Here is an 18729-nt window from a genome sequence, read left to right as displayed (position 1 = left end):
TTCTATTCAAAAAATAGTATAATATAAGACAATATTAGTGTTTATGAAAGGGGGAACCGGCTATGGTCTTTTTTGAGCCTCACGGAGTCGAAGAGCAGGAATCATTTCAGAGCGTTACCTTGACTAATTTCAGCTTCCCGCTTCACTTTCACCGTGCCTACGAACTGATCATCGTGCATAAAGGACAGGTGCGGGTCACCATTGACCAGAAGGAGTATCTTCTGCAGCAAAACGAAGCGGTTTTTATTTTTAATAATCAGATGCATGAATTTACAACGGTCGGGCATTCCGCTATCACCATCATCATTTTTTCCCCTGAATTGATTGGCCGTTTCTTTATGGATTATAAAGGCTTTATTCCCGTCAATAATACGTTTTCTCTCTCACCGGACGTGCAGCTGCCGTCCCGGGGCTCCGTCTACAGGCAGAAAAGCTTTTTGTACGGCATATGCAGTACATTAGAGGAAAATACCGATTTCAAGCCCGTACAGTATTCCGCGAAAACAAAAATACTTCATCAAATGCTCCTGTATGTGGATAATAATTACGCCGCCGAATGTACGTTAAAAGCGGTGGCTGAACATTTGCAGTATGACTATCCCTACCTGTCCAAGCTGTTTGTTCACATGGCAGGCATGACCTTTACCGAATACTTAAACTATTACCGGATCTCGCGTGCCTGTTATTTACTGAAAAGCAGCCAGAAGCCGATCGGGGAAATTGCTGCAGACTGCGGCTACAGTAGCCTCCGCTCCTTCAACCGGAATTTCCAAGCCTTCGTGCGCGATTCCCCACGCAGTTTTCGGGAGCTTTCCTCCCAGCAGGCTTAATTACCGGCGGAGGATTTCGTGATTCGGAGAAGCGAATTCGCCTTTCTTTGAAATTCATACGAAACGGAAACCTCTTCCACCCTATGGCCCTCCGTTGTTAAATATTCAATCACTTCATCCAGGTGTTCGTACCGGTCGCCCTTCAGATCCACCATTGGAAAAATACGCACTTCCTCTTTTGCCACTCTCAGCAATTCTGTAAGCGTGGCGATATGAAAGTCATAGCTCAGACGGTCGGCGTACATAAACAGGAAATGGGCGGATAAAACCATATCGAAGGCACTATCCTTAAAGGGAAGCGCCGGAAGTTCCGCTGGCACATACCGGCCGCCTGAATGATACATATCTTCCGCACAGTCGTGCAGCGCCTGTTTGCGTCTGCTTTTTAAATCTTCAACACTACGAATGTACGCCCATTTGTAATTATCTTCGGCCTTCGTTATGTGTGCCGCCGCGTGCTCAATATCCTGCAGCCCTTTTTGTTTCAGGTCTTCGCCCCGGTGGTCGTACGCAATATCACAGGCTGTCACATCTGCCCCCAGACTGTTTCCAATAGCCGTAAACGAACAGGCCCCGGCTGGGCAATCAAGAATGCTCCTTCCCTGGATTTTTGCTTTGGAAAGTGCAAACATATCCAGGTATTCGTCAAATGTGCGCCCGATAAAAACAATACGATCCAAATCAAGCTTCGTCTTCTTCTCTTCTCTGCTCAACTCTGCTCACCTCAAATAAAAAAGATTACCCTCACGGTAGCATATGTTCTGCTACCAGGGTAATCCTTACTGGAAAAATAATCTATTTTTCAACCGTTATTTTACAGGCTGTTAAGCTAATGATCCTCCGTCAACAACCATCTCGTCCCCGGTGACAAACCGGGATTCATCAGAAGCATAGTACAGGGCGGCATAGGCAATATCCACCGCTTCCCCGTGGTGAGGCGGAAGAGGCACAACGTCCTGATTATCCTGCGAAATGGTTTTCTGCCGCTCTCCCATGATAGGTGTTCTGATCGGCCCGGGATGAATGCTGTTTGCCCGGATGTTTTCTTCAGCAAAGTGCGCGGCCACGTGCGTCGTCATCGAACGGACCGCTCCTTTTGCTGCGCTGTAGGCTGTACCGTTGCCGCCGGCCGCTCCGGATCCGGTCAGTGCAGCCATCGAGGCTATATTAATAATAGAGCCCTGCCCGGCCTTCTGCATTTCCGGAATAACCTCGCGCATGCCAAGAAAGTAGCCTGTCGAATCCACGTTCATGACTTTATTCCATTCTTCAAGAGAAGTATCCAGAATCTTGCTCGGATAATGGATGCCTGCGTTGTTTACCAGGATATCCACCTGGCCGTAGGCGTCCACCGCCTGTTGGACCGCTTTTTTCCAATTTTCCTCTGAGGTGGTATCCAGTTCAAAGGCGGTGATGTCTGCCCCTTCGTCCTGTATTTTCTTTACTTCCTCCTGCAGCAGGTCGAGCTGAACGTCAGCTGCTATCACCTTCGCTCCCTCTTCTGCAAACAGTCTGGCAGTGCCGAGGCCAATCCCACCGGCTGCCCCGGTCACAATCGCAACTTTGTTTTGTAAACGTGCCAATCTATTTCCTCCTTCAATGATTCAGACTCATCCGTTTTCTCTCGTACAAATACCCATTATGGAGAGCAGGTAATCAAGGCCCCTTTAAATGGTATACTTTAGACAAATCTGTAAAGCCTTAAGGAGGGATTCATATGGACGCGAAAAATAATTCATCTCAACACCTTGCATCAAAACAGAAGAAAGACATACTGGCCATACTCGAAGACCGTTTCGGGCAGCACATGCACCGCCATGAAGAATTAGCATGGACTTCTGTTTTGGAAAAGCTGGAGGCTGATGACGAAAAACTGTGGTCATTGAACGAGATGGAAGCAACTGGCGGAGAACCGGATGTGATTGGCTATGACCGTGAAGAAAACAAATATTTATTCTGTGATTGCTCAGCAGAAAGCCCTAAGGGTCGCCGCAGCGTCTGCTATGACCGCGAAGCACTAGAAGCAAGAAAGAAATATAAGCCCGAAACAAGCGCTGTCGACATGGCCGACGCTATTGGCATCGAGCTTTTAACCGAAGAGCAGTACCACTCGCTGCAGAAGCTGGAAAAAGTCGATACGAAAACGTCAAGCTGGATTCAGACGCCTGCGGACATAAGAAAACGGGGCGGCGCTTTGTTTGGTGACCACCGCTACGGCCGCACGTTCGTCTACCATAACGGAGCCGAAGCGTACTACGCCGCGAGAGGTTTCCGGGGTATATTGAAAGTATAAAATACTATTGCTCTTCTTCGGCGCTTCCTTTGATCCGGGTGTTTACAATTTGATTGCTGCGTACAAACGTTTCCGATTCAATCATGCTCGGTTTCCCCATAGCGACTCCCTGAATAATGCGAAAGGCGTTCCACCCTTCTTTTACTGGGGGCAACATTTTATGGGCCGTTAAATAAGCGCCTAAGGCTGAGGCAGCTACCCCGGTGGCCGGATCTTCCGGATAGCCGGCTCTCCGGGGAAACTGGCGAGCCTGCACGTATTTTTCATTTTGTTGTGAAATAGCGAAAGGATAAAATCCTGTCGTGTTGAACTCGTCACATAAATCCCAAAGATATTCAAAATCAGGATGAATCGCGTTCAATGTATCTACGCTTTTTAAAGGGATAATCAATTTATACCGGGATGTGGAAACGGACTGAACCGGCCCTTCCGCCAATTCTTCTATTCCAATATTCAGTGCCCTGCCTATTTCTTTTTTCGACGGCACGGTGTTCAGAAATTCGGGCGGGAACTGTTCGACACTTATCTCCAGCTTCGAATCACGCTTTGTCCATTCTACATTCACAGGGCCAAGCCTGGTCTCCACAATGACCGGGGAATGGCTAATGACTCCTTTGTTAACTAAAACCGTGATGCTCCCTATAGTGGCATGAACGCACATCTCCATCTCATGGGAGGGGACAAAAAAACGAAGCTTAAGATCGCAGTCCGGGCGGGTTGAAGATATGACGAAGGCTGACTCATGCTTAAACTCTTTCGTCATCTGCTGCATTGTCTCTGTGGAGAGGTGATCCGCGTTTAATACGACCGGGCACGGGTTGCCTCCTCCATTTTCTAAAGAAAACACTGTGGTGTGCACAACCTGATAGCTCACTTTTCTCCCTCATTTCGTTAGCCTTCAGGCTTATTATAGCATTTAGTACATATTTAAAACTGTTGTTTCTCTCCGGACTTTTATGCTTACTTATTAAACTTCTGTTGAATTTGCATCATCATCATAAACCTTGCCACCTCTCCGCCATTCGCCGCTGCCGCTATCAGCTGGCTCCCAAAGTTGTCCTTGGATTCTCCAGCCACATACAGCCCTTTAACGGAGGTTTCTCCGAATTGACCGACCACAAATCGGCTGTTTTCATCCCGTTCCACGTCCAGACCGCTTAAAAATTCATAATTGGTGTTCCAGTGCACGTACGTAAAAGCACCCTCCACGTCCACCGTTTCCCCGTTGGCCATTCTGATCGTCTGTAGCTGTCCCTTCTCTCCAGACATTTCGGCGATTTTCCCCAAATGATAAGGGATATTTTTATCCTCAAGCATCTTTATGTTTTCCGCCATCAAACTGTCATGGCCATCAGTGAATACTTCGAGTTTGTCTGTCCAGTTGGAGAGAAGTGTAACCATATGCATGACCGATTCATACGGATTGATAACGGCAAGCTTTTTGTTTCTCATTTCCCAGCCGTCACACCACGGGCAGTAAAAGACGCTTTGCCCGTAATAGCTTTCGATATTTTTAATGGCCGGCAGCTGTTCGATTAAGCCGGAGGCGATCAGCACCTGCTTTGATTGAAACTGCTCCGTAGACGTTTGGACGATTAAGCCGTCATTATGCTGTTGTATTGTAGTCACTCTATCCTTTAACAGCGTATTTCCCTCGTACTTCAGCACGTCTTCTCTGGCCCGCTTCCGGAACGTCTGCGGGGTCACTCTGTCCTGTGTTAAATAGGAATGCGTTTCATGCGTTACGATGTTTCTCGGCTTATCCTCATCAATAATCAGCGCCTGCTTTAAACCCCTTCCAAAATACAGGGCCGCACTCAATCCCGCCGGGCCTCCACCAATAATAATCACATCATAAATCATTTTAAAACTCCTTCCTGTATATTAAAGATTCTTATTATCCATAATTATAATAAAGTAAAAGGATTTGCTACACCGTCAAATCCTTCAGCTTTTTGTTTTTTAACGTGCTGATTAAATTGTCCTGCGCTTCCATCATGGCCGCCTGAATTCTGCATTCATTTCCGTGATCAAAGCTGTCCTCAAACAGCGTCTGCACGCCGTCGATCGCAACTACAATATCGTACACGCTCACGTTTTCCCAGTTCTTCTGCAGCCGGTAGCCGCCCTTGGCACCGCTCGTGGAAGTAATGTAATTTGCCTTTACGATACGCGTTAACACTTTGGATAGGTACGTCGTAGAGACATTCAGCGCTACAGACAGATCCTGTACCGGAATTTTCACCGTATCCCCGTCACGATGAATCATATACACCAGCGCATGCAGCGCATAATCCGTGGCTTTTGAAAATTTCATACCGCTTTTCACTTCCAATTAAAGATATTATAAATCTATTATATACTTGTATGGTTTAATTCGCAAGCTTAAATGCTAATCCAAATAAAAAGACTGATGACAGAGAATGATCTCCGGCATCAGTCCTTAAACTTTCGGGGGCCTGCCCCCTTTGATTCTTATAACAGGTTAAGCTACTGTTACATCCACTTCAATGTTACCACGTGTCGCTTTTGAGTACGGGCAGTTTTCGTGAGCGCCTTCGGCGAGTTCTTTTGCCTGCTCTTCCGAAACGCCTTCCACATGAACCGACAGCTGCACGGCCAGACCGAACCCGCCTTCGTCCTCTTTGCCAATGGAGACATTAGCAGTGATTTCCGTATGGTCCGGCTTGATTTTTTTCTGACGGGCGACCATGTTCAGGGCGCTTTCAAAGCAGGCCGCATAGCCGGCAGCGAAAAGCTGCTCAGGGTTTGTGCCCGGCTCGCCGCTTCCACCGAGCTCTTTCGGTGTACGAACGTCCAGGTTTAAATTACCGTCCTCTGAAGTGACACGGCCGTCGCGTCCTCCGACAGCGGTAGCGGTAGTTGTATAAATTGGCTGCATGTTAATTCTCTCCTTTTTGAATATGTTCCGTAATTTGGTGCAGCTGACGAAGCAGCTGCTTCGCACCTTCCTCATCAATCCCCAGCCGGGTGCCGAGGCGCGCAGGCAGACACGCTGCGTCGCGTTTTAATTCTCTTCCCTTCCCGGTGAGATGAACAAGCACGATTCGTTCATCCTCCGGAGAGCGCTCCCTTGTTACCAGGCCGGCGCCCTCCATCCGTTTGACCATTGGGGTCAGCGTCCCGGAATCAAGGTACAGCTTCTCGCCAATGGCTTTCACGGACTGATGATCCTCCTCCCAAAGGACAAGCATCATCAAATACTGTGAGAAGGTGAGCCCGAGCGGCTCCAGCTCCTCGCGATACATTTTTGATATTTCCTTGGAACAGGCATAAACAGCAAAGCACAGCTGATGATCGAGCGATAATGGTGAATCATTCATGCGGATGGCCATCCTTTACATTTGATTGTGCACAATCAAATAGTACACAATATTATACTGAAGCACAAACAATGTGCTTATATCATTCGGGCAATCGGGCTCTTACCCCTCCGGATTTTCGGGAAAAGAATAGGAGTTCAGCATACAATTGACCGTATAGAAAAACGAAATCATATAGGAGGAAAATATGAAATATGACATAGTTGTCATCGGCGCCGGACACAACGGCCTCGCCGCCGCCATTCAGCTCGCCAAACAGGGAAAGCAGGTACTCGTCCTCGAGAAGGAACCCCGGCCCGGAGGAGCGGCTAAATCCGGCGAAGTAGCTGCTCCCGGCTTTATTCATGATTTATTCTCCATGAACATCAGCTTGTTTTTAAAGTCCCGATTTTATATGGAAAATCAGCAGGAGCTTGCCGCGAACGGCTTTACCCCGGTCTACAGTCCCCACCCGTATGCAAGTGTTTTTCCGGACGGAGGCGGGCTCGCAATTGATACAGAGGCGGAAAAAACGCGCCAGAATCTCGCCAGCCATTCCCCCGCTGATGCGGAGGCCTGGAAAGAATTTGATGCCCTATACGATCAGGTAGCTCCTTATTTGTACAAACTGATGCAGCGGGAGCTCCCTTCTCTCCGAGCCGGGCTTGTCGTGTTCAGGGCACTTCTGGACTTAAAAATAAAAACCGCCCTGAGGGTTTCAAGTCAGCTTGCCAAGTCCCCGCGGCAGTTTGTCGACTCCTGGTTTGAAAACGATAAAGTTAAGTCGCTGGTCGTTCCGTGGGGCTATCAGATGGATTATGCACCTGATATCAGCGGTGGAGCCGCTTTTCCTTTAATAGAAGCCATTGGACATTACCGGGAGGGAATTCCATTTGCACGCGGCGGAATTCAAACGATGATTCAGGCAATGGTAACAATGCTCGAAGCGAGAGGTGGCAAGCTGCAAACCAATACCTGGGTGAATGAAGTGCGCGTCGAGGACGGTGAAGCCAGAGGTGTGATCCTGGCCGACGGGACGTATATAGAAGCCGGAGACGTGATTGGCACCGCTACCCCGACCCAAATAGCCGATCATCTGGTCGATGCCAAACATCTTCCAGCATCCTTTGTTTCTAAAGCAAAAAATTATCAATACGGTCCAAAAACGATGGTCATTCACCTGGCGCTGAATGAACCGCTTCGATGGGCAGCCGGCGAAGACATTGCCCAATCTGCTTATGTGCATGTGGGACCGTACGTGGAGGATCTGGCCCGTACCCATACCCAGGCACTGAATGACGTTCTTCCGGACAGCCCCCTGCTGATTGTTGGCCAGCCCAGTGCCGTCGATGCGAGCAGAGCACCGGAAGGAAAGGCAACGGTATGGATCATGGTTCGTTCTCTGCCAGCTCATCCAAAGTATGATGCACTAAATGAAATCGACCCGGGGCCCTGGTCCTCCATCAAAGAGCAATATGCCGACCGGATCATTGATAAACTGGCGGAATATGCACCTGATGTGAAGGACACTATTGAAGGCCGGCACGTCTTTTCACCAGAGGATCTGCCGAAGGAGGATCCTAATCTTGTCGAGGGTGACCATATGGCCGGCAGCCATCAGCTGTTTCAGCATTTTCTTTTCCGCCCTATGGTGGGCTACTCCCGTTATCAAACACCGATCAGCCATTTCTATATGATCGGAGCCTCCACGTGGCCCGGCGGAGGATTAAACGCAGGTTCCGGGTATTTGTTGGGGAAAAAGCTAAAAAGCAGATCCTTTTTTAAATTTTCGCCTTTATGATTGGACCGCTATTGACTATCATTTCATTGCTTTAATAGTTCATTTGGAAAACCTGCAAGAGTTTATCCACTCCAGGGAGGAGATTTATATGAAAGCTATTGTAGCGACAAAATACGGTTCAGCAGAAGTTCTTCAGCTCAAGGAGGTAGAAAAACCTACTCCCAAAAACGATGAAGTACTGATTAAAGTACATGCAACTACGGTAACAGCCGGGGACGGTGAGCTGCGCAAATTTAAAATGCCAATCTTGTTTTGGCTCCCCATGAGAATTTATTTCGGCATATTTAAACCAAGAATTAATATATTGGGACAAGAGCTATCCGGGGAAATTGAATCTGTGGGTAAAGAGGTTACTGAATTTAAAAAGGGAGACTTGGTTTTCGGTTCTACCCAGCTAAGGTTTGGTGCTTATGCCGAGTACGTTTGTTTACCGAGCAAATATGCGATAGCGATTAAACCAGACAACATGAGCTATGAAGAAGCTGCTGTCCTCCCCACTGGCGGCCTAAATGCATTACATTTCATTAGAAAAGCAAATATCCAGCAAGGCCAAAAGGTTCTTATCGTTGGCGCTGCTGGAAGTATAGGTACTTTAGCATTACAAATGGCCAAATCAGCTGGAGCTGAAGTGACTTGTATTGACAGTACGAAGAAATTAGATATGCTCCGCTCCATTGGTGCAGACCATGTTATTGATTACACTCAAGAAGACTTCACTAAAAGCGGTAAGAATTACGATGTAATTATAGACGTGGTTGGGCAATGTCCGTATGCACGAACCGTAAAGTCACTGAGCCAAAATGGACGTTTTATTTTAGGGAATCCAAGTCTTCCAGGGATGCTCAGAGGACTGTGGACTTCAGTGACATCAGACAAGAAAGTTTTATTTGAGTTAGCAGGCTATAAAAAAGAAGACTTATTTTATCTCAAAGAACTTTTTCAGGCCGGAAAGATTAAACCGGTTATAGATAAACTCTATCCATTGAACCAAATGTCAGAGGCACACAGGTATGTTGATCAACAGCATAAAAAAGGGAATATCGTGGTCACAATACCGGAACCGCCTACAGATTAAGACTATTAAGTTCCATAAATGAGTCTATGCAGCTTCTATTTATATAATTTAATGGTTTCCTCTAAGAAGCTTAAATAATTTTCAATATAGCCTAAACCTCCAAACGAATAACAAGCGATCACATCTTTATAGCAAACTTTTAAACTGCCTCCAAATAAGTCACTGGAGGCAGTTTTCAACAATTTTTTAATTTTGCACGATTTTTAACCGATTTTTCTCTATCAATGTCTTTATTTAAAACTAATGTCGGCAATGAGTGTTTCTATAAGATCTTTGCTTTTGATGTGGGATTGTTTTAACGCCTGTGATTGGTTCAAGAGTTTGAATTAATTAAAATTTTTATTGAACTTCGCGGTGACTTCTATCTTTTCTATCAGTCACTAAATCTTCAAACATAGTCGTTGGCAGGCTCTTTGCCCGATATTCTAAAAGATAACGGATTTAAGATTCGGAATGTTGTTACAGCGGATCTTACAACCACCCGGGTTAGGTATGTTCTTTGGAGAAGAGGTAGACCTTTTCGAACTTTCGAAACCATTAGATTGTTTACTCTTCTACATGCGGATCAGCCTGTAGCTTTTCATGAAACAGCACACATAAGTTCAACACTCTTTTATTCGAATTCCGCTGTACCTGCCGTCTGCTTCCCACCGCGTACAGGCTACGATTAATTTCCCAAACTGGGACCCATGGCTAATTTTGACCGGGACGCGTCCTCGGGGGAGTAATCGAAATTAAATGATCATCTTATAATCTAGGATATGTTGTATTTCCTTAGGTATTGAAAAACCCTTTTTAACAATATCCTTTCATGAGTAGTATCTTTAAATGTTGTAAATATGATACGTGAAATTTTACATTGACTTATATGACATGGCCGCTATTATTCTATGCCAACCATGTCATAATTAAAAGCAAGTCATTTATAATTTAATCCAACTTGGTTTCTCTATTTCATAAAAAGAGGTCGAAACAAGTTGTTTGTTCTTCAATTGATAAATTTTTAAATCATCAAGATTAAAATGATTAAATATTACTGTTAGAATAGATTCTCTAAACTTTTCAGGAATATATTCAGATAGGCTGATCATGGCTTGTAAATCTATGTCACTGGGTTGCAAGTTATTAGATAAGTGAGTGTGCCAATCCCCCACGTAATAAAGTTTATGGTCAGATAATCGATTAAGATTATTACAAAATTCAGTAGTTGCTTGACCATCAATGGTTACCGAAGATGAATTCATTATAGCATTTTTCCCAGGATTTGAAGCGTGAGTAATAGTTATCGTATTATTAGAATGGTAACCAACCAATGCACCGCCAACCTCTGCCTCTTCTCCAAAGCAATTTACAGTCTTTCGTATTTGAGCTTTACACTCTTTAGTAATTAAAACCTTATCAATTTCCATTACAAACACCGCAATTTTCTAAAGGGTAGAGGGACAAACGCTCTATGGTGTAATCACGTTGTCCATTTTTATTCTTTTCACTCCATCTAATATAATGAGAATCGTTATCTTCATTAAAAAGTGTATCCATAACAGCTTCAGCTATTAAACCCCCAGCTATATTGATGCTAGCCATGCCTCCAACAAATGTAGGTTGATCACACCCAGGTGCAAATTGCATTTCTTCAATTGGCGCACTTGGGGGAGTAAAGTCTCCAAAAGCTGTATTCCAACATCCCCAACAACCTGAAACATTTGGAATATACTTAAAGATTTCTGTACTCCATGCTCCATTTGTAATTGAACTTATTACCAATGGTTTTTTTTGATCAACACACAACCTATTTAGATAATGTGAAACACTATGTTCGCCAGTAGCATCAACTACAATATGAGAACCATTTATGCATTCTAAGAATTCATTATTTTTTTCTGTAATTTTTGTTTGACCAACACCAAATCTATTAATATTCACTTCCGCGTTAGGAGATAGTTCTTTAATTCTATGCTCTAACCCAAAAACTTTAGATAGAGCAAAGAAGTTTTGACCAACTTGGTGCCTAATACTATTTGATGGCTCATAAACATCATAATCAAAAAGATTAAAGTCACTTACACCCTCTTGGGCCAACGTAGTAGCAACTATCGAACCAATTGAACCTGTCCCGACTATAGTTACTTCCACATCCCGAAGTTTTATGCCACTTGGAGTGCGCATTGCAATATCATCATCACTAACAATAAAACATTGCACCCAATAAAAATTGCCCTGTATTACCTTTAGAGCAACCCAAGCCAATTTTTTATTATCTTTAACACCCCATTCATCTTCAAAAACAAAAAATATAAAATTATTAGGTTTTTTTTCTATCTTGATATTTCTTTTTTTTAACCATTCTAAAACAAGCTTTGTCTCAACAGGTGGAGGGGAATCAACTTTGTACACATTAATGTTATGCACAGTAGATTTATCATACCAAGATTGATATCCTTTATCTGCCGCTACATAATGATCGTCTATACGTAAAGACTTCAGTATTCCGCGTTTAAAATTTTTTAAATCGTATGAAAGTTTTCCTGACATTTTTCCTGGTAAATTTTCAAAGTCTAAATCCCCAAATGGAGAAGGAATTAGTATTCCACCTTCAGAGTAGTTATATTGATTTATTACAGGTTCGGGCACTTCATCGATTTCTAAAGAGCTTTCTTCATAAGATATTGGAGAATAATTTACTATTAAATCTTCTGCTTCTTGTAAAACCTCTCTAGCTGTAAAATTAGCTCTCCATCTTTCCGAAGCAAACCCAAAACAACATAAAACTTTACTTATTTTAGCTTGATGTCTCACTAATATAAGATCATCTTCCACATCGCTTATAATAGTGGGTGGAAAAGAAGGGTAACCAGATGGATATATTATTCTTAGTGGGTAATCGGATATTACAGAAGATTTTCCTATAAATTCAATCATTTTTGTGTTATTTTCATTTAAATAAAACCCTTTATTTTCGAGAATTTCTCTTTCTCTTGTAAAAATTTCAGGCATTTCTTCGTACCACAGCATTTCATCACCCATGCCTTCTATTTGGTTGCCTTCCCCAGTCACTAGTATTTCTCTTAGTTACATTCGTTGAAGAGCTATCTTGACTTGAATCTCTCGAAAAATCATTAAAAACTTTTTTCCAAGCTGATAATTCAGTTTCTTTTTCTTCTTCTACATCTTTAAGATAGCTTAAGCTTGTATATGCAGTAGTTTTCATAAAAGATTTCCTATAGTAGTCAATTGCATCTGACACTTTATTATTAGAGTTAGCAGGATCAATAAGAACTACTGTTTCAATGTTCTCTTCAATATATTCTAACACTTCTTTTAACTTATCTTTGGAAGTTATTGCTGAAGAGGATTGCAGAGCTTCTATAATTAATAGTTCTAAAGCAAAAGACTTAAACTTTAAGTGCTGATTCTTTTTCCATATTTTCATTAGTTTAATTATTTCTCGGCAACCACTATTAGTTATATGAGTTTTATGTTTTTCAATATTTGTCTTAATTCTGCTGTCTTTATCCGAAACATATAACGAGACATCATTATTAGTAGTATCATCTTCATCAACTCGTCTTCCAGGCACTACATCTACTTCAAAATCTGGTAAGCCAATTGATACCTTTTGCCTTCTTACATAATATCTATTATTCAAAAATTCATAAACTTCGTCATACATATTTTTAAGTGTATCAAATGAATCAGATTTAAAATGAACTGCAAGATCTAAATCTTTACTGGAATTAATCGCTGTGCTTTTAGCGATTGATCCTGAATATTTTATAGTTTGAACTTTATTTCCAAAGTTGTTTATAATTGCTTCCTCAACTTCATCTCTCTGTTCTCTTATTCTGACCTGCTCTGCTTCATCAATTTTTTCTTCGTCAAGCAGATTATTAAAGTAGTCATTTACAGTCATTATATTACTCACCTTTCATAAGATAATACACTAGCCAATGAAATCATATTACTAGTGAGACTTGTTGGCATATTCGCTATTGCTGAGTATGGATAAGTATCAACTATATTAGCAGTTTCACCTTCTAACTTATTGCCAAACTTAGCGTACACAATAACTGGAATAGCTTTGTCAATATCTATCAATTTTTGTAGATATTGTCTTATCGGATTATTATTTTGTTCTTCTTCATCTATCTCGTACCTATAAATCACGATATCTATTTCATCTTTCTCCACTTTGCCTTTAAAAAGTTCATATTCATCTATATTAATTATTTGTGCTTCACCCACTATTTTTCTTACTCTCATAAGCTCTAATTCTTCCATGCATGCTTTCTTATCTTCAGGAGCTACTACTAAGACTCTGCTGTTACGAAGTGAATATTGATTTTCTACAAATCTTTCCAATTCCTTATATTTCTCTTCATACTCAAAGATTTTAGGATCAATTAAATTTTTGATATTATTTTTTGAATCTTCTTCTATTTGTTCAATAGATGTCTTAATTTTTTCATCAGCCGCGGACCTGATTTCTGCTATAGAGGAATCGATAGTTACCCTCGCATTTTCTTTAACCTCATTTCTTGTTTGGCCAAAAATCCAATAAAGAACAATGGTTCCTCCAGTAACTAGTACGCCTAAGGCAACAAAAAAAAGATTTACCAAATTAAAAAAACTTTGCCGATCACTATTAGCAAAATCTTTATAATCTGCAAACTCTTCTTTTAGAAAATTAATTGTAGAGGTATTTGACTCTTCTTGATTATTGTTGTTGCTACTTAACTCTTCTATTTCGTTAGAGAGAGAAATTATATCACTCTCTAATTCTTCAATTTGTGTATTTTTTTCATGTATTATATAAGCTACGAAGAAAAAGTTGAAAACTAAAACAATTATAATTGCAATACCTAATCTCTTTCCAAATGAATCATTAAACATTTAGCCCTCCTATATTTAACCTAAGCCTATTTTATCACATAACATTCCAAATAATTAACAATTTTATATTTTGAATGAGTTCATCTTGATTTATTTAACAGACTTATATCTCTCTTTTATCATTTATGTACACAATCATTATTCAACCTGTAACATAAGACTATTCCTTAACTTGTAAATTCACTTTCATTCACTTTCAAACCGGCATGCTCTCCATAGTTTCTTCTTCGAAGGAGATAGCGCTCTGTCGTTCGTATCGACGCATGTCCCAACATATCCCGTACCGAAGCAAGGTCAGCCCCATGTTCTAACATGTAATAGGTCGTATAATGACGACACGTGTGTGGCGTAATAGGATCTCGACGATGCTGGACAAATGGATATGGAGCTGTGGCCACGAGCTTGCTGAAACGATCCCCGAGGTAGTTTACATGATAATGTCCCCCATTTTTCTATGGGGAAAAGCGCACATCGATCGATTGAAACAAGCATTACAGTGCCTCGAGTTAATATAATCTTAGCGGTTGCTCAAGTGCTCCATATTACGTTTTCCATTAGAGGAAATCCTACAGATACAATGTATATGGTTTGGATTTAGCTATATTAATTAATAACAATTTAATTATTCTGAGGAATTAAAAGATTTTCTGCTTTTTCATACACTTGATGTGTTATCGTGTGTCCTGACATAACAGGCATATAAACAATATGAGTAATTGAAAATTTGCCGTCAGGAAAAATGGTGTAGTGTAGATTATTAGTTTCAAATGCTTCAGAAAAACGATGGATTTTCTTTAAAAAATTTTTCATATCTATATTTCTAAGATCTTGATTACTGTCAAAGTCATTTAAATATATATATGTAATATCCCCATCAGGATCAACGAGTTTGAATCTCATATTTTTTTCTCTTCGACTTCTATCATACATTACACCGGCGGTTAAAAAAGCAACTTGAATACCTGCACTTATCAATTGGATCTTAGGAGGATGAGTGATGGTAGGATCTTCATCTTTAAAATAATTAATTGCTTCCTTACTATAATGAACTGCTATTTCTAAGCCAGCATACAAAAAATCCTCATAGCTCTTTTTTATTCCGCAACTAATATCAACATTATTTTGTGCAACTTGAGTTGTTTGTAAAGCTCTTTTAAATTCTTCTTCTATTTCTTCACTAACTGGATTAGATTTATGATTAATTTTTATGCTTAACATAATCATTCACCGCCTTTTTTCACAATTGTAACAAATACGCTAATGATTAAAATTATATAAGAGATTTTTCAGTATATAATCTTTATGAACAAATTAATTCTTAATGTGTACATTTTTGAGAGGCCATTTAATAAAGAAGCCGACCTTCATGAAAAAGTCGACTGCTTGACTAGATATGCTGCATAGAGAAAAAACATTCTTCTTTGGCCATGGATTTTCACAGAAGCGGTCCTACTCCCAACCATTGAAGACAAATTGTGATGAGGCTCAGCCATAACACTGTTCCCCCCAGACTCAACCATTCATACGATAATTATCTTTATTATTGCTCACCTGCTTCCATAGAGAGGTACCTACAGCCATATATAACAGGAAGCAAGGACCAAAGATCGCCAGGAAAATCAAAGGAACATAGGCGCCGTCCAGATTAATGATGAAGACCAAAGGAAGCATTAGCACCGAGAACTACAGGGAGATTTTCCGATGATTATCATTAGCATATTTCTCCGGTTATAAATTATGATTATTTTTTAGGTCAATTAAGAAACGATTCGCGTATCCCTAAGTACTTACATCAAGGACTTGATATATTACGTTATTTTGGAAATGAAGGCGCATATCCAGGTACTATCAATCTTAATGATAAAGAAAACGAAGTTTTATTTCTATTTAAGTTGATCAATCAAATTATAAGTGTCACTATTACTGAACCTGAGAACATTAAAGATTTATATTCTGATCTTCCTCCAAATTATTTAAAAAGTATTCAAAAGCGTGATTCTAACAATTAGAAACAATCAAGTTTGAATTTATGAGATGACTTATCTAGTACCTAATATACTAGACAGAAGCTGCCTAGTAGGAGATAATACCAACGAAAGTGACACTTAGTTTTCAATGAGCTAAAGATACTCTCGATTTATCTTGTGCAAAGGTCATGCGTTGTTACCATATTATTGTGCCTTAACAAATTTTGAGCACGGAAAAGGTCCTATCCCAAAAACGGGACAGGACCTTTTGTTAAAGTGATAAATCTTCTAAAAGTAATCTAAATTATTCAAAATTAATATCCATGAGCTTCTTTAGGGTCTATTTCTTTTTCTATATCTCGAAACTCACGTTCCATTTTTACGATAGCTTGAGTTATAGTTCGAAGAACTGACGCCTCTCGCTTTGAAATATTTGGTTCCTTAGTAGAGCCATGACCAGACAATGGTATCTTACCTCGTTCAATATAAACTCTTTCAATATAGGCGACTATTGGTTCAAGAAGTTTAAATTCCTCTTTATAGTGTTTAAGAATCTTACCTAAAGTTTTATTTTCAACTTTTTTATCTTTAAGAATGTCCTTAGCCAAAGTTTCAAATATCGAAGCCGAAGCGTGTAAAACATTTGAATAATCTTCATTTTGATAGGCAGTATCCATTCTTTTAAAAAGTATTCTTATATTCACTATTTCTTCTTGTTCCGGACGTTCATCATCTAGTTCATTCACAGAAGGAATTTTTATTTGCATTTCGTCATCTCTATCGCTTTCAAACTCTACGAAAATACTTCCATCTTTTAAGATTTGATTTACCTTATCCTCTTCTATTAATCCTTGATTTACATAATCCCCTATTATCTCAATTAATTTTGCAGTATTTGGCCTTTTCATTATGAGTTCAATCTCAGCATTATGAAAAGCGTGTTGGTGAGGATCATAAAACCCGGATTCATCCTCCATTAAAGTGAAAATAGGATAATGTAAGGCGTTCCTTGCTATATTAATATATTCATTCATTTTGATAATCTGTGTGTCAGGTGAAAAAGATTTAACATAATGTTTAATTAAACGGGTTAATTTAAGTCTAGTTTCATTGTCTATCAACTCATAATTTAATCTTTCTATCTGTTGGTCAGTTAATCCTAAATACATCCAGAACTTCCCTTCTTTCATTACTAAAGTTTCGTTCTTGTTATATTTATTAACATATTTTTCAAAATAATTAAAGAATAAGCTAATGTAATGAAATGAACAAAGCCTCCGAAATTAAATTTCCGAAAGCTTTTATTTAACATTTATAATGATATTTTACCGTTTGTATCAGACAGCGCTTCCCCAATCGAAAAGGTCGTGTGTAATACCTGAGCAATAGCCAAAAGGGTAGAAACCTGTGGCACCGTGATCCCTGCTTCAATACGCCCAATGGTAGATTTAGGCTTTCCAATCGCATCTGCCAACTCCTGTTGAGAAAGACCTTGGCGTCGACGCTCGGTTTTGATGGTCGCTGCCAAAGCTGCTTCTTGCTTTAGCCGATCAATGTGTGCTTTTCCCACGGCTTCTTGGTAATGATCGAATGCCTTACTCATATCAATTGCCTCCTTTATCTTAATCCTTTTTATTCGGTATCTTTGGTTAAATAAGTTTCATAGCATTGTGCAGCTGGGGCAATATCCGGTCATCGAATCGCGCCGTTATACGTCTTATCAAAATGATGCAGCAATAACACCCTCTGCCCTTCATAAATCAAAAACAACAAACGATGATTGCCTGTTTTAGCGCCATCGATCCCCCAACGATACAGTTCTTCTAGTTCCGTATTTCGATATACCTGTTTAATCGACGGTGGTACAGCGTCTCTCCCTGTTTGGAGTTCTTCCGGCGGATATGGATTATATTCGAGGATCGCTCGCTGCCGGATGTACTGATCTGCGGTTTTGCCCCAAATCCCCTGGCGATCTCGTTGCTGCCATTCCTGTGTCGCGGCATTAAAAAGCCAATCTTCGAACATAGGGACATTCCCTAATGCTTGTACATCATATGCCATCGTTGGTCCATCCATTCCTATGAGAATATCTATACCCCTATGATAGCACAAACGCTATCAATTTAATAATAAATCTACTTTTCGTTCACATACTATAATCAATGCTTTTTTTTACCTCGAATTTTTAACTAAAAAACCTGGAATTGCATAAGAAAGGAAGAATACTTCAGATGCTATCAAAGGATAAAACGTGCCGTCTGGATAGTCATTCTTGGGGTAAATTAGAAAAAGTTAATGGTGCAAAAACTAAAGAAGCCCCCAGAGATGAATACAGGAGCAGGCTGATAAGCTAACATTTTAAGACGTAGATTCTTATCCGGCTTTTTTAACTTGTATTTGTTTTCCTGCTCAATAACTTATCTAGTACAAAAGCAAACAATACAATGAAAAATGAAACGCCCAATATATCGATAAATGTTACATCTGCGCTTTGGTGAATGAAACTATAAAAAGTAAGTTGAAGAAGGAAGGAAATAATGAAATAAGCAG

20 protein-coding genes are annotated in these 18729 nt (G+C 40.6%); 4 read left to right on the top strand and 16 right to left on the bottom strand.

What is annotated here, in order from left to right; all coding sequences use genetic code 11:
• The first annotated feature begins 62 nt into the window (after nucleotides 1-62).
• Nucleotides 63-830, top strand: a complete 768-nt coding sequence (locus tag ACTRXH_RS06930) for a helix-turn-helix domain-containing protein (RefSeq protein ID WP_474281328.1) — start codon at nucleotides 63-65, stop codon at nucleotides 828-830.
• On the opposite strand, the gene ACTRXH_RS06925 is transcribed toward ACTRXH_RS06930, so the two are convergent.
• Entirely contained in the window at nucleotides 827-1543 is a 717-nt protein-coding gene (locus ACTRXH_RS06925) for a class I SAM-dependent methyltransferase (RefSeq protein WP_474281326.1), read from the bottom strand. The two genes, ACTRXH_RS06930 and ACTRXH_RS06925, sit on opposite strands and share 4 nt — an antisense overlap.
• Before the next feature lie 111 nt (nucleotides 1544-1654).
• Nucleotides 1655-2413 (bottom strand): SDR family NAD(P)-dependent oxidoreductase, encoded by a 759-nt coding sequence (locus tag ACTRXH_RS06920; protein WP_474281324.1) that lies wholly within the window; start codon nucleotides 2411-2413, stop codon nucleotides 1655-1657.
• 134 nt (nucleotides 2414-2547) lie between these two features.
• Between ACTRXH_RS06920 and ACTRXH_RS06915 the strand changes: the two genes are divergently transcribed.
• The gene (locus ACTRXH_RS06915) at nucleotides 2548-3123 is read left to right on the top strand and encodes a DUF4256 domain-containing protein (protein ID WP_474281322.1); all 576 of its coding nucleotides are present in this window, start codon (nucleotides 2548-2550) and stop codon (nucleotides 3121-3123) included.
• 4 nt (nucleotides 3124-3127) lie between these two features.
• Here the strand turns inward: ACTRXH_RS06915 and ACTRXH_RS06910 are convergent, their stop codons facing one another.
• The 5 genes from ACTRXH_RS06910 to ACTRXH_RS06890 all read right to left on the bottom strand — a co-directional run bounded on the left by ACTRXH_RS06910 (nucleotide 3128) and on the right by ACTRXH_RS06890 (nucleotide 6467).
• Nucleotides 3128-3997 carry a PhzF family phenazine biosynthesis protein gene (locus ACTRXH_RS06910; RefSeq protein ID WP_474281320.1) on the bottom strand — a complete coding sequence of 290 codons (870 nt, stop codon included), beginning with the start codon at nucleotides 3995-3997 and terminating at the stop codon, nucleotides 3128-3130.
• Between the two features lie 86 nt (nucleotides 3998-4083).
• The gene (locus ACTRXH_RS06905; RefSeq protein ID WP_474281318.1) at nucleotides 4084-4986 is read right to left on the bottom strand and encodes an NAD(P)/FAD-dependent oxidoreductase; all 903 of its coding nucleotides are present in this window, start codon (nucleotides 4984-4986) and stop codon (nucleotides 4084-4086) included.
• Between the two features lie 67 nt (nucleotides 4987-5053).
• On the bottom strand, nucleotides 5054-5440 hold the full coding sequence (locus ACTRXH_RS06900) for an RrF2 family transcriptional regulator (protein ID WP_474281316.1): 387 nt from the start codon (nucleotides 5438-5440) through the stop codon (nucleotides 5054-5056).
• Between the two features lie 168 nt (nucleotides 5441-5608).
• A complete protein-coding gene (locus tag ACTRXH_RS06895; RefSeq protein ID WP_474279037.1) occupies nucleotides 5609-6025 on the bottom strand; it encodes an organic hydroperoxide resistance protein in 417 nt (138 codons plus the stop codon).
• Nucleotide 6026: 1 nt separating this feature from the next.
• On the bottom strand, nucleotides 6027-6467 hold the full coding sequence (locus ACTRXH_RS06890; RefSeq protein ID WP_474281314.1) for a MarR family winged helix-turn-helix transcriptional regulator: 441 nt from the start codon (nucleotides 6465-6467) through the stop codon (nucleotides 6027-6029).
• Nucleotides 6468-6654: 187 nt separating this feature from the next.
• Here ACTRXH_RS06890 and ACTRXH_RS06885 point away from each other — a divergent pair, with 187 nt between their 5' ends.
• Complete coding sequence (locus ACTRXH_RS06885) at nucleotides 6655-8247, top strand: phytoene desaturase family protein (protein WP_474281312.1); 1593 nt, start codon at nucleotides 6655-6657, stop codon at nucleotides 8245-8247.
• A gap of 88 nt (nucleotides 8248-8335) precedes the next feature.
• Nucleotides 8336-9322: an NAD(P)-dependent alcohol dehydrogenase gene (locus ACTRXH_RS06880; protein ID WP_474281310.1), complete on the top strand. Its 987-nt coding sequence runs from the start codon at nucleotides 8336-8338 to the stop codon at nucleotides 9320-9322.
• 923 nt (nucleotides 9323-10245) lie between these two features.
• On the opposite strand, the gene ACTRXH_RS06875 is transcribed toward ACTRXH_RS06880, so the two are convergent.
• The 9 genes from ACTRXH_RS06875 to ACTRXH_RS06835 form a co-directional block, all read right to left on the bottom strand.
• A complete protein-coding gene (locus ACTRXH_RS06875; protein ID WP_474281308.1) occupies nucleotides 10246-10731 on the bottom strand; it encodes a Mov34/MPN/PAD-1 family protein in 486 nt (161 codons plus the stop codon).
• Complete coding sequence (locus ACTRXH_RS06870; RefSeq protein ID WP_474281306.1) at nucleotides 10721-12376, bottom strand: ThiF family adenylyltransferase; 1656 nt, start codon at nucleotides 12374-12376, stop codon at nucleotides 10721-10723. The genes ACTRXH_RS06875 and ACTRXH_RS06870 overlap by 11 nt, the downstream gene beginning before the upstream one ends.
• The gene (locus ACTRXH_RS06865; RefSeq protein WP_474281304.1) at nucleotides 12339-13232 is read right to left on the bottom strand and encodes an SMODS domain-containing nucleotidyltransferase; all 894 of its coding nucleotides are present in this window, start codon (nucleotides 13230-13232) and stop codon (nucleotides 12339-12341) included. The genes ACTRXH_RS06870 and ACTRXH_RS06865 overlap by 38 nt, the downstream gene beginning before the upstream one ends.
• A gap of 8 nt (nucleotides 13233-13240) precedes the next feature.
• Nucleotides 13241-14212 carry a hypothetical protein gene (locus tag ACTRXH_RS06860; protein WP_474281303.1) on the bottom strand — a complete coding sequence of 324 codons (972 nt, stop codon included), beginning with the start codon at nucleotides 14210-14212 and terminating at the stop codon, nucleotides 13241-13243.
• A 167-nt stretch (nucleotides 14213-14379) separates the two neighbouring features.
• Nucleotides 14380-14610 (bottom strand): tyrosine-type recombinase/integrase, encoded by a 231-nt coding sequence (locus ACTRXH_RS06855; RefSeq protein ID WP_474281301.1) that lies wholly within the window; start codon nucleotides 14608-14610, stop codon nucleotides 14380-14382.
• Between the two features lie 220 nt (nucleotides 14611-14830).
• Nucleotides 14831-15430, bottom strand: coding sequence for a hypothetical protein (locus tag ACTRXH_RS06850; protein WP_474281299.1), 600 nt, complete (start codon nucleotides 15428-15430; stop codon nucleotides 14831-14833).
• A 1063-nt stretch (nucleotides 15431-16493) separates the two neighbouring features.
• Nucleotides 16494-17348, bottom strand: coding sequence for a hypothetical protein (locus ACTRXH_RS06845; RefSeq protein WP_474281297.1), 855 nt, complete (start codon nucleotides 17346-17348; stop codon nucleotides 16494-16496).
• A 143-nt stretch (nucleotides 17349-17491) separates the two neighbouring features.
• On the bottom strand, nucleotides 17492-17782 hold the full coding sequence (locus tag ACTRXH_RS06840) for a helix-turn-helix domain-containing protein (RefSeq protein ID WP_474281295.1): 291 nt from the start codon (nucleotides 17780-17782) through the stop codon (nucleotides 17492-17494).
• Nucleotides 17783-17871: 89 nt separating this feature from the next.
• Nucleotides 17872-18240 (bottom strand): hypothetical protein, encoded by a 369-nt coding sequence (locus tag ACTRXH_RS06835; protein WP_474281293.1) that lies wholly within the window; start codon nucleotides 18238-18240, stop codon nucleotides 17872-17874.
• Nucleotides 18241-18729 lie beyond the last annotated feature (489 nt).

It is taken from the genome of Marinococcus sp. LNHM5E3-2.1 (genome assembly GCF_056034365.1).
This window is presented reverse-complemented; position numbering and strand designations above follow the sequence as displayed.

What these genes read in the sequence shown, in the direction of transcription:
- ACTRXH_RS06905 (WP_474281318.1), bottom strand. Translation starts at nt 4,986, where the DNA reads ATGATTTATGATGTGATTATTATTGGTGGAGGCCCGGCGGGATTGAGT.
- ACTRXH_RS06860 (WP_474281303.1), bottom strand. Translation starts at nt 14,212, where the DNA reads ATGTTTAATGATTCATTTGGAAAGAGATTAGGTATTGCAATTATAATT.
- ACTRXH_RS06895 (WP_474279037.1), bottom strand. Translation starts at nt 6,025, where the DNA reads ATGCAGCCAATTTATACAACTACCGCTACCGCTGTCGGAGGACGCGAC.
- ACTRXH_RS06835 (WP_474281293.1), bottom strand. Translation starts at nt 18,240, where the DNA reads ATGGCATATGATGTACAAGCATTAGGGAATGTCCCTATGTTCGAAGAT.
- ACTRXH_RS06900 (WP_474281316.1), bottom strand. Translation starts at nt 5,440, where the DNA reads ATGAAATTTTCAAAAGCCACGGATTATGCGCTGCATGCGCTGGTGTAT.
- ACTRXH_RS06915 (WP_474281322.1), top strand. Translation starts at nt 2,548, where the DNA reads ATGGACGCGAAAAATAATTCATCTCAACACCTTGCATCAAAACAGAAG.
- ACTRXH_RS06865 (WP_474281304.1), bottom strand. Translation starts at nt 13,232, where the DNA reads ATGACTGTAAATGACTACTTTAATAATCTGCTTGACGAAGAAAAAATT.
- ACTRXH_RS06850 (WP_474281299.1), bottom strand. Translation starts at nt 15,430, where the DNA reads ATGTTAAGCATAAAAATTAATCATAAATCTAATCCAGTTAGTGAAGAA.
- ACTRXH_RS06875 (WP_474281308.1), bottom strand. Translation starts at nt 10,731, where the DNA reads ATGGAAATTGATAAGGTTTTAATTACTAAAGAGTGTAAAGCTCAAATA.
- ACTRXH_RS06890 (WP_474281314.1), bottom strand. Translation starts at nt 6,467, where the DNA reads ATGAATGATTCACCATTATCGCTCGATCATCAGCTGTGCTTTGCTGTT.
- ACTRXH_RS06845 (WP_474281297.1), bottom strand. Translation starts at nt 17,348, where the DNA reads ATGTATTTAGGATTAACTGACCAACAGATAGAAAGATTAAATTATGAG.
- ACTRXH_RS06840 (WP_474281295.1), bottom strand. Translation starts at nt 17,782, where the DNA reads ATGAGTAAGGCATTCGATCATTACCAAGAAGCCGTGGGAAAAGCACAC.
- ACTRXH_RS06885 (WP_474281312.1), top strand. Translation starts at nt 6,655, where the DNA reads ATGAAATATGACATAGTTGTCATCGGCGCCGGACACAACGGCCTCGCC.
- ACTRXH_RS06930 (WP_474281328.1), top strand. Translation starts at nt 63, where the DNA reads ATGGTCTTTTTTGAGCCTCACGGAGTCGAAGAGCAGGAATCATTTCAG.
- ACTRXH_RS06880 (WP_474281310.1), top strand. Translation starts at nt 8,336, where the DNA reads ATGAAAGCTATTGTAGCGACAAAATACGGTTCAGCAGAAGTTCTTCAG.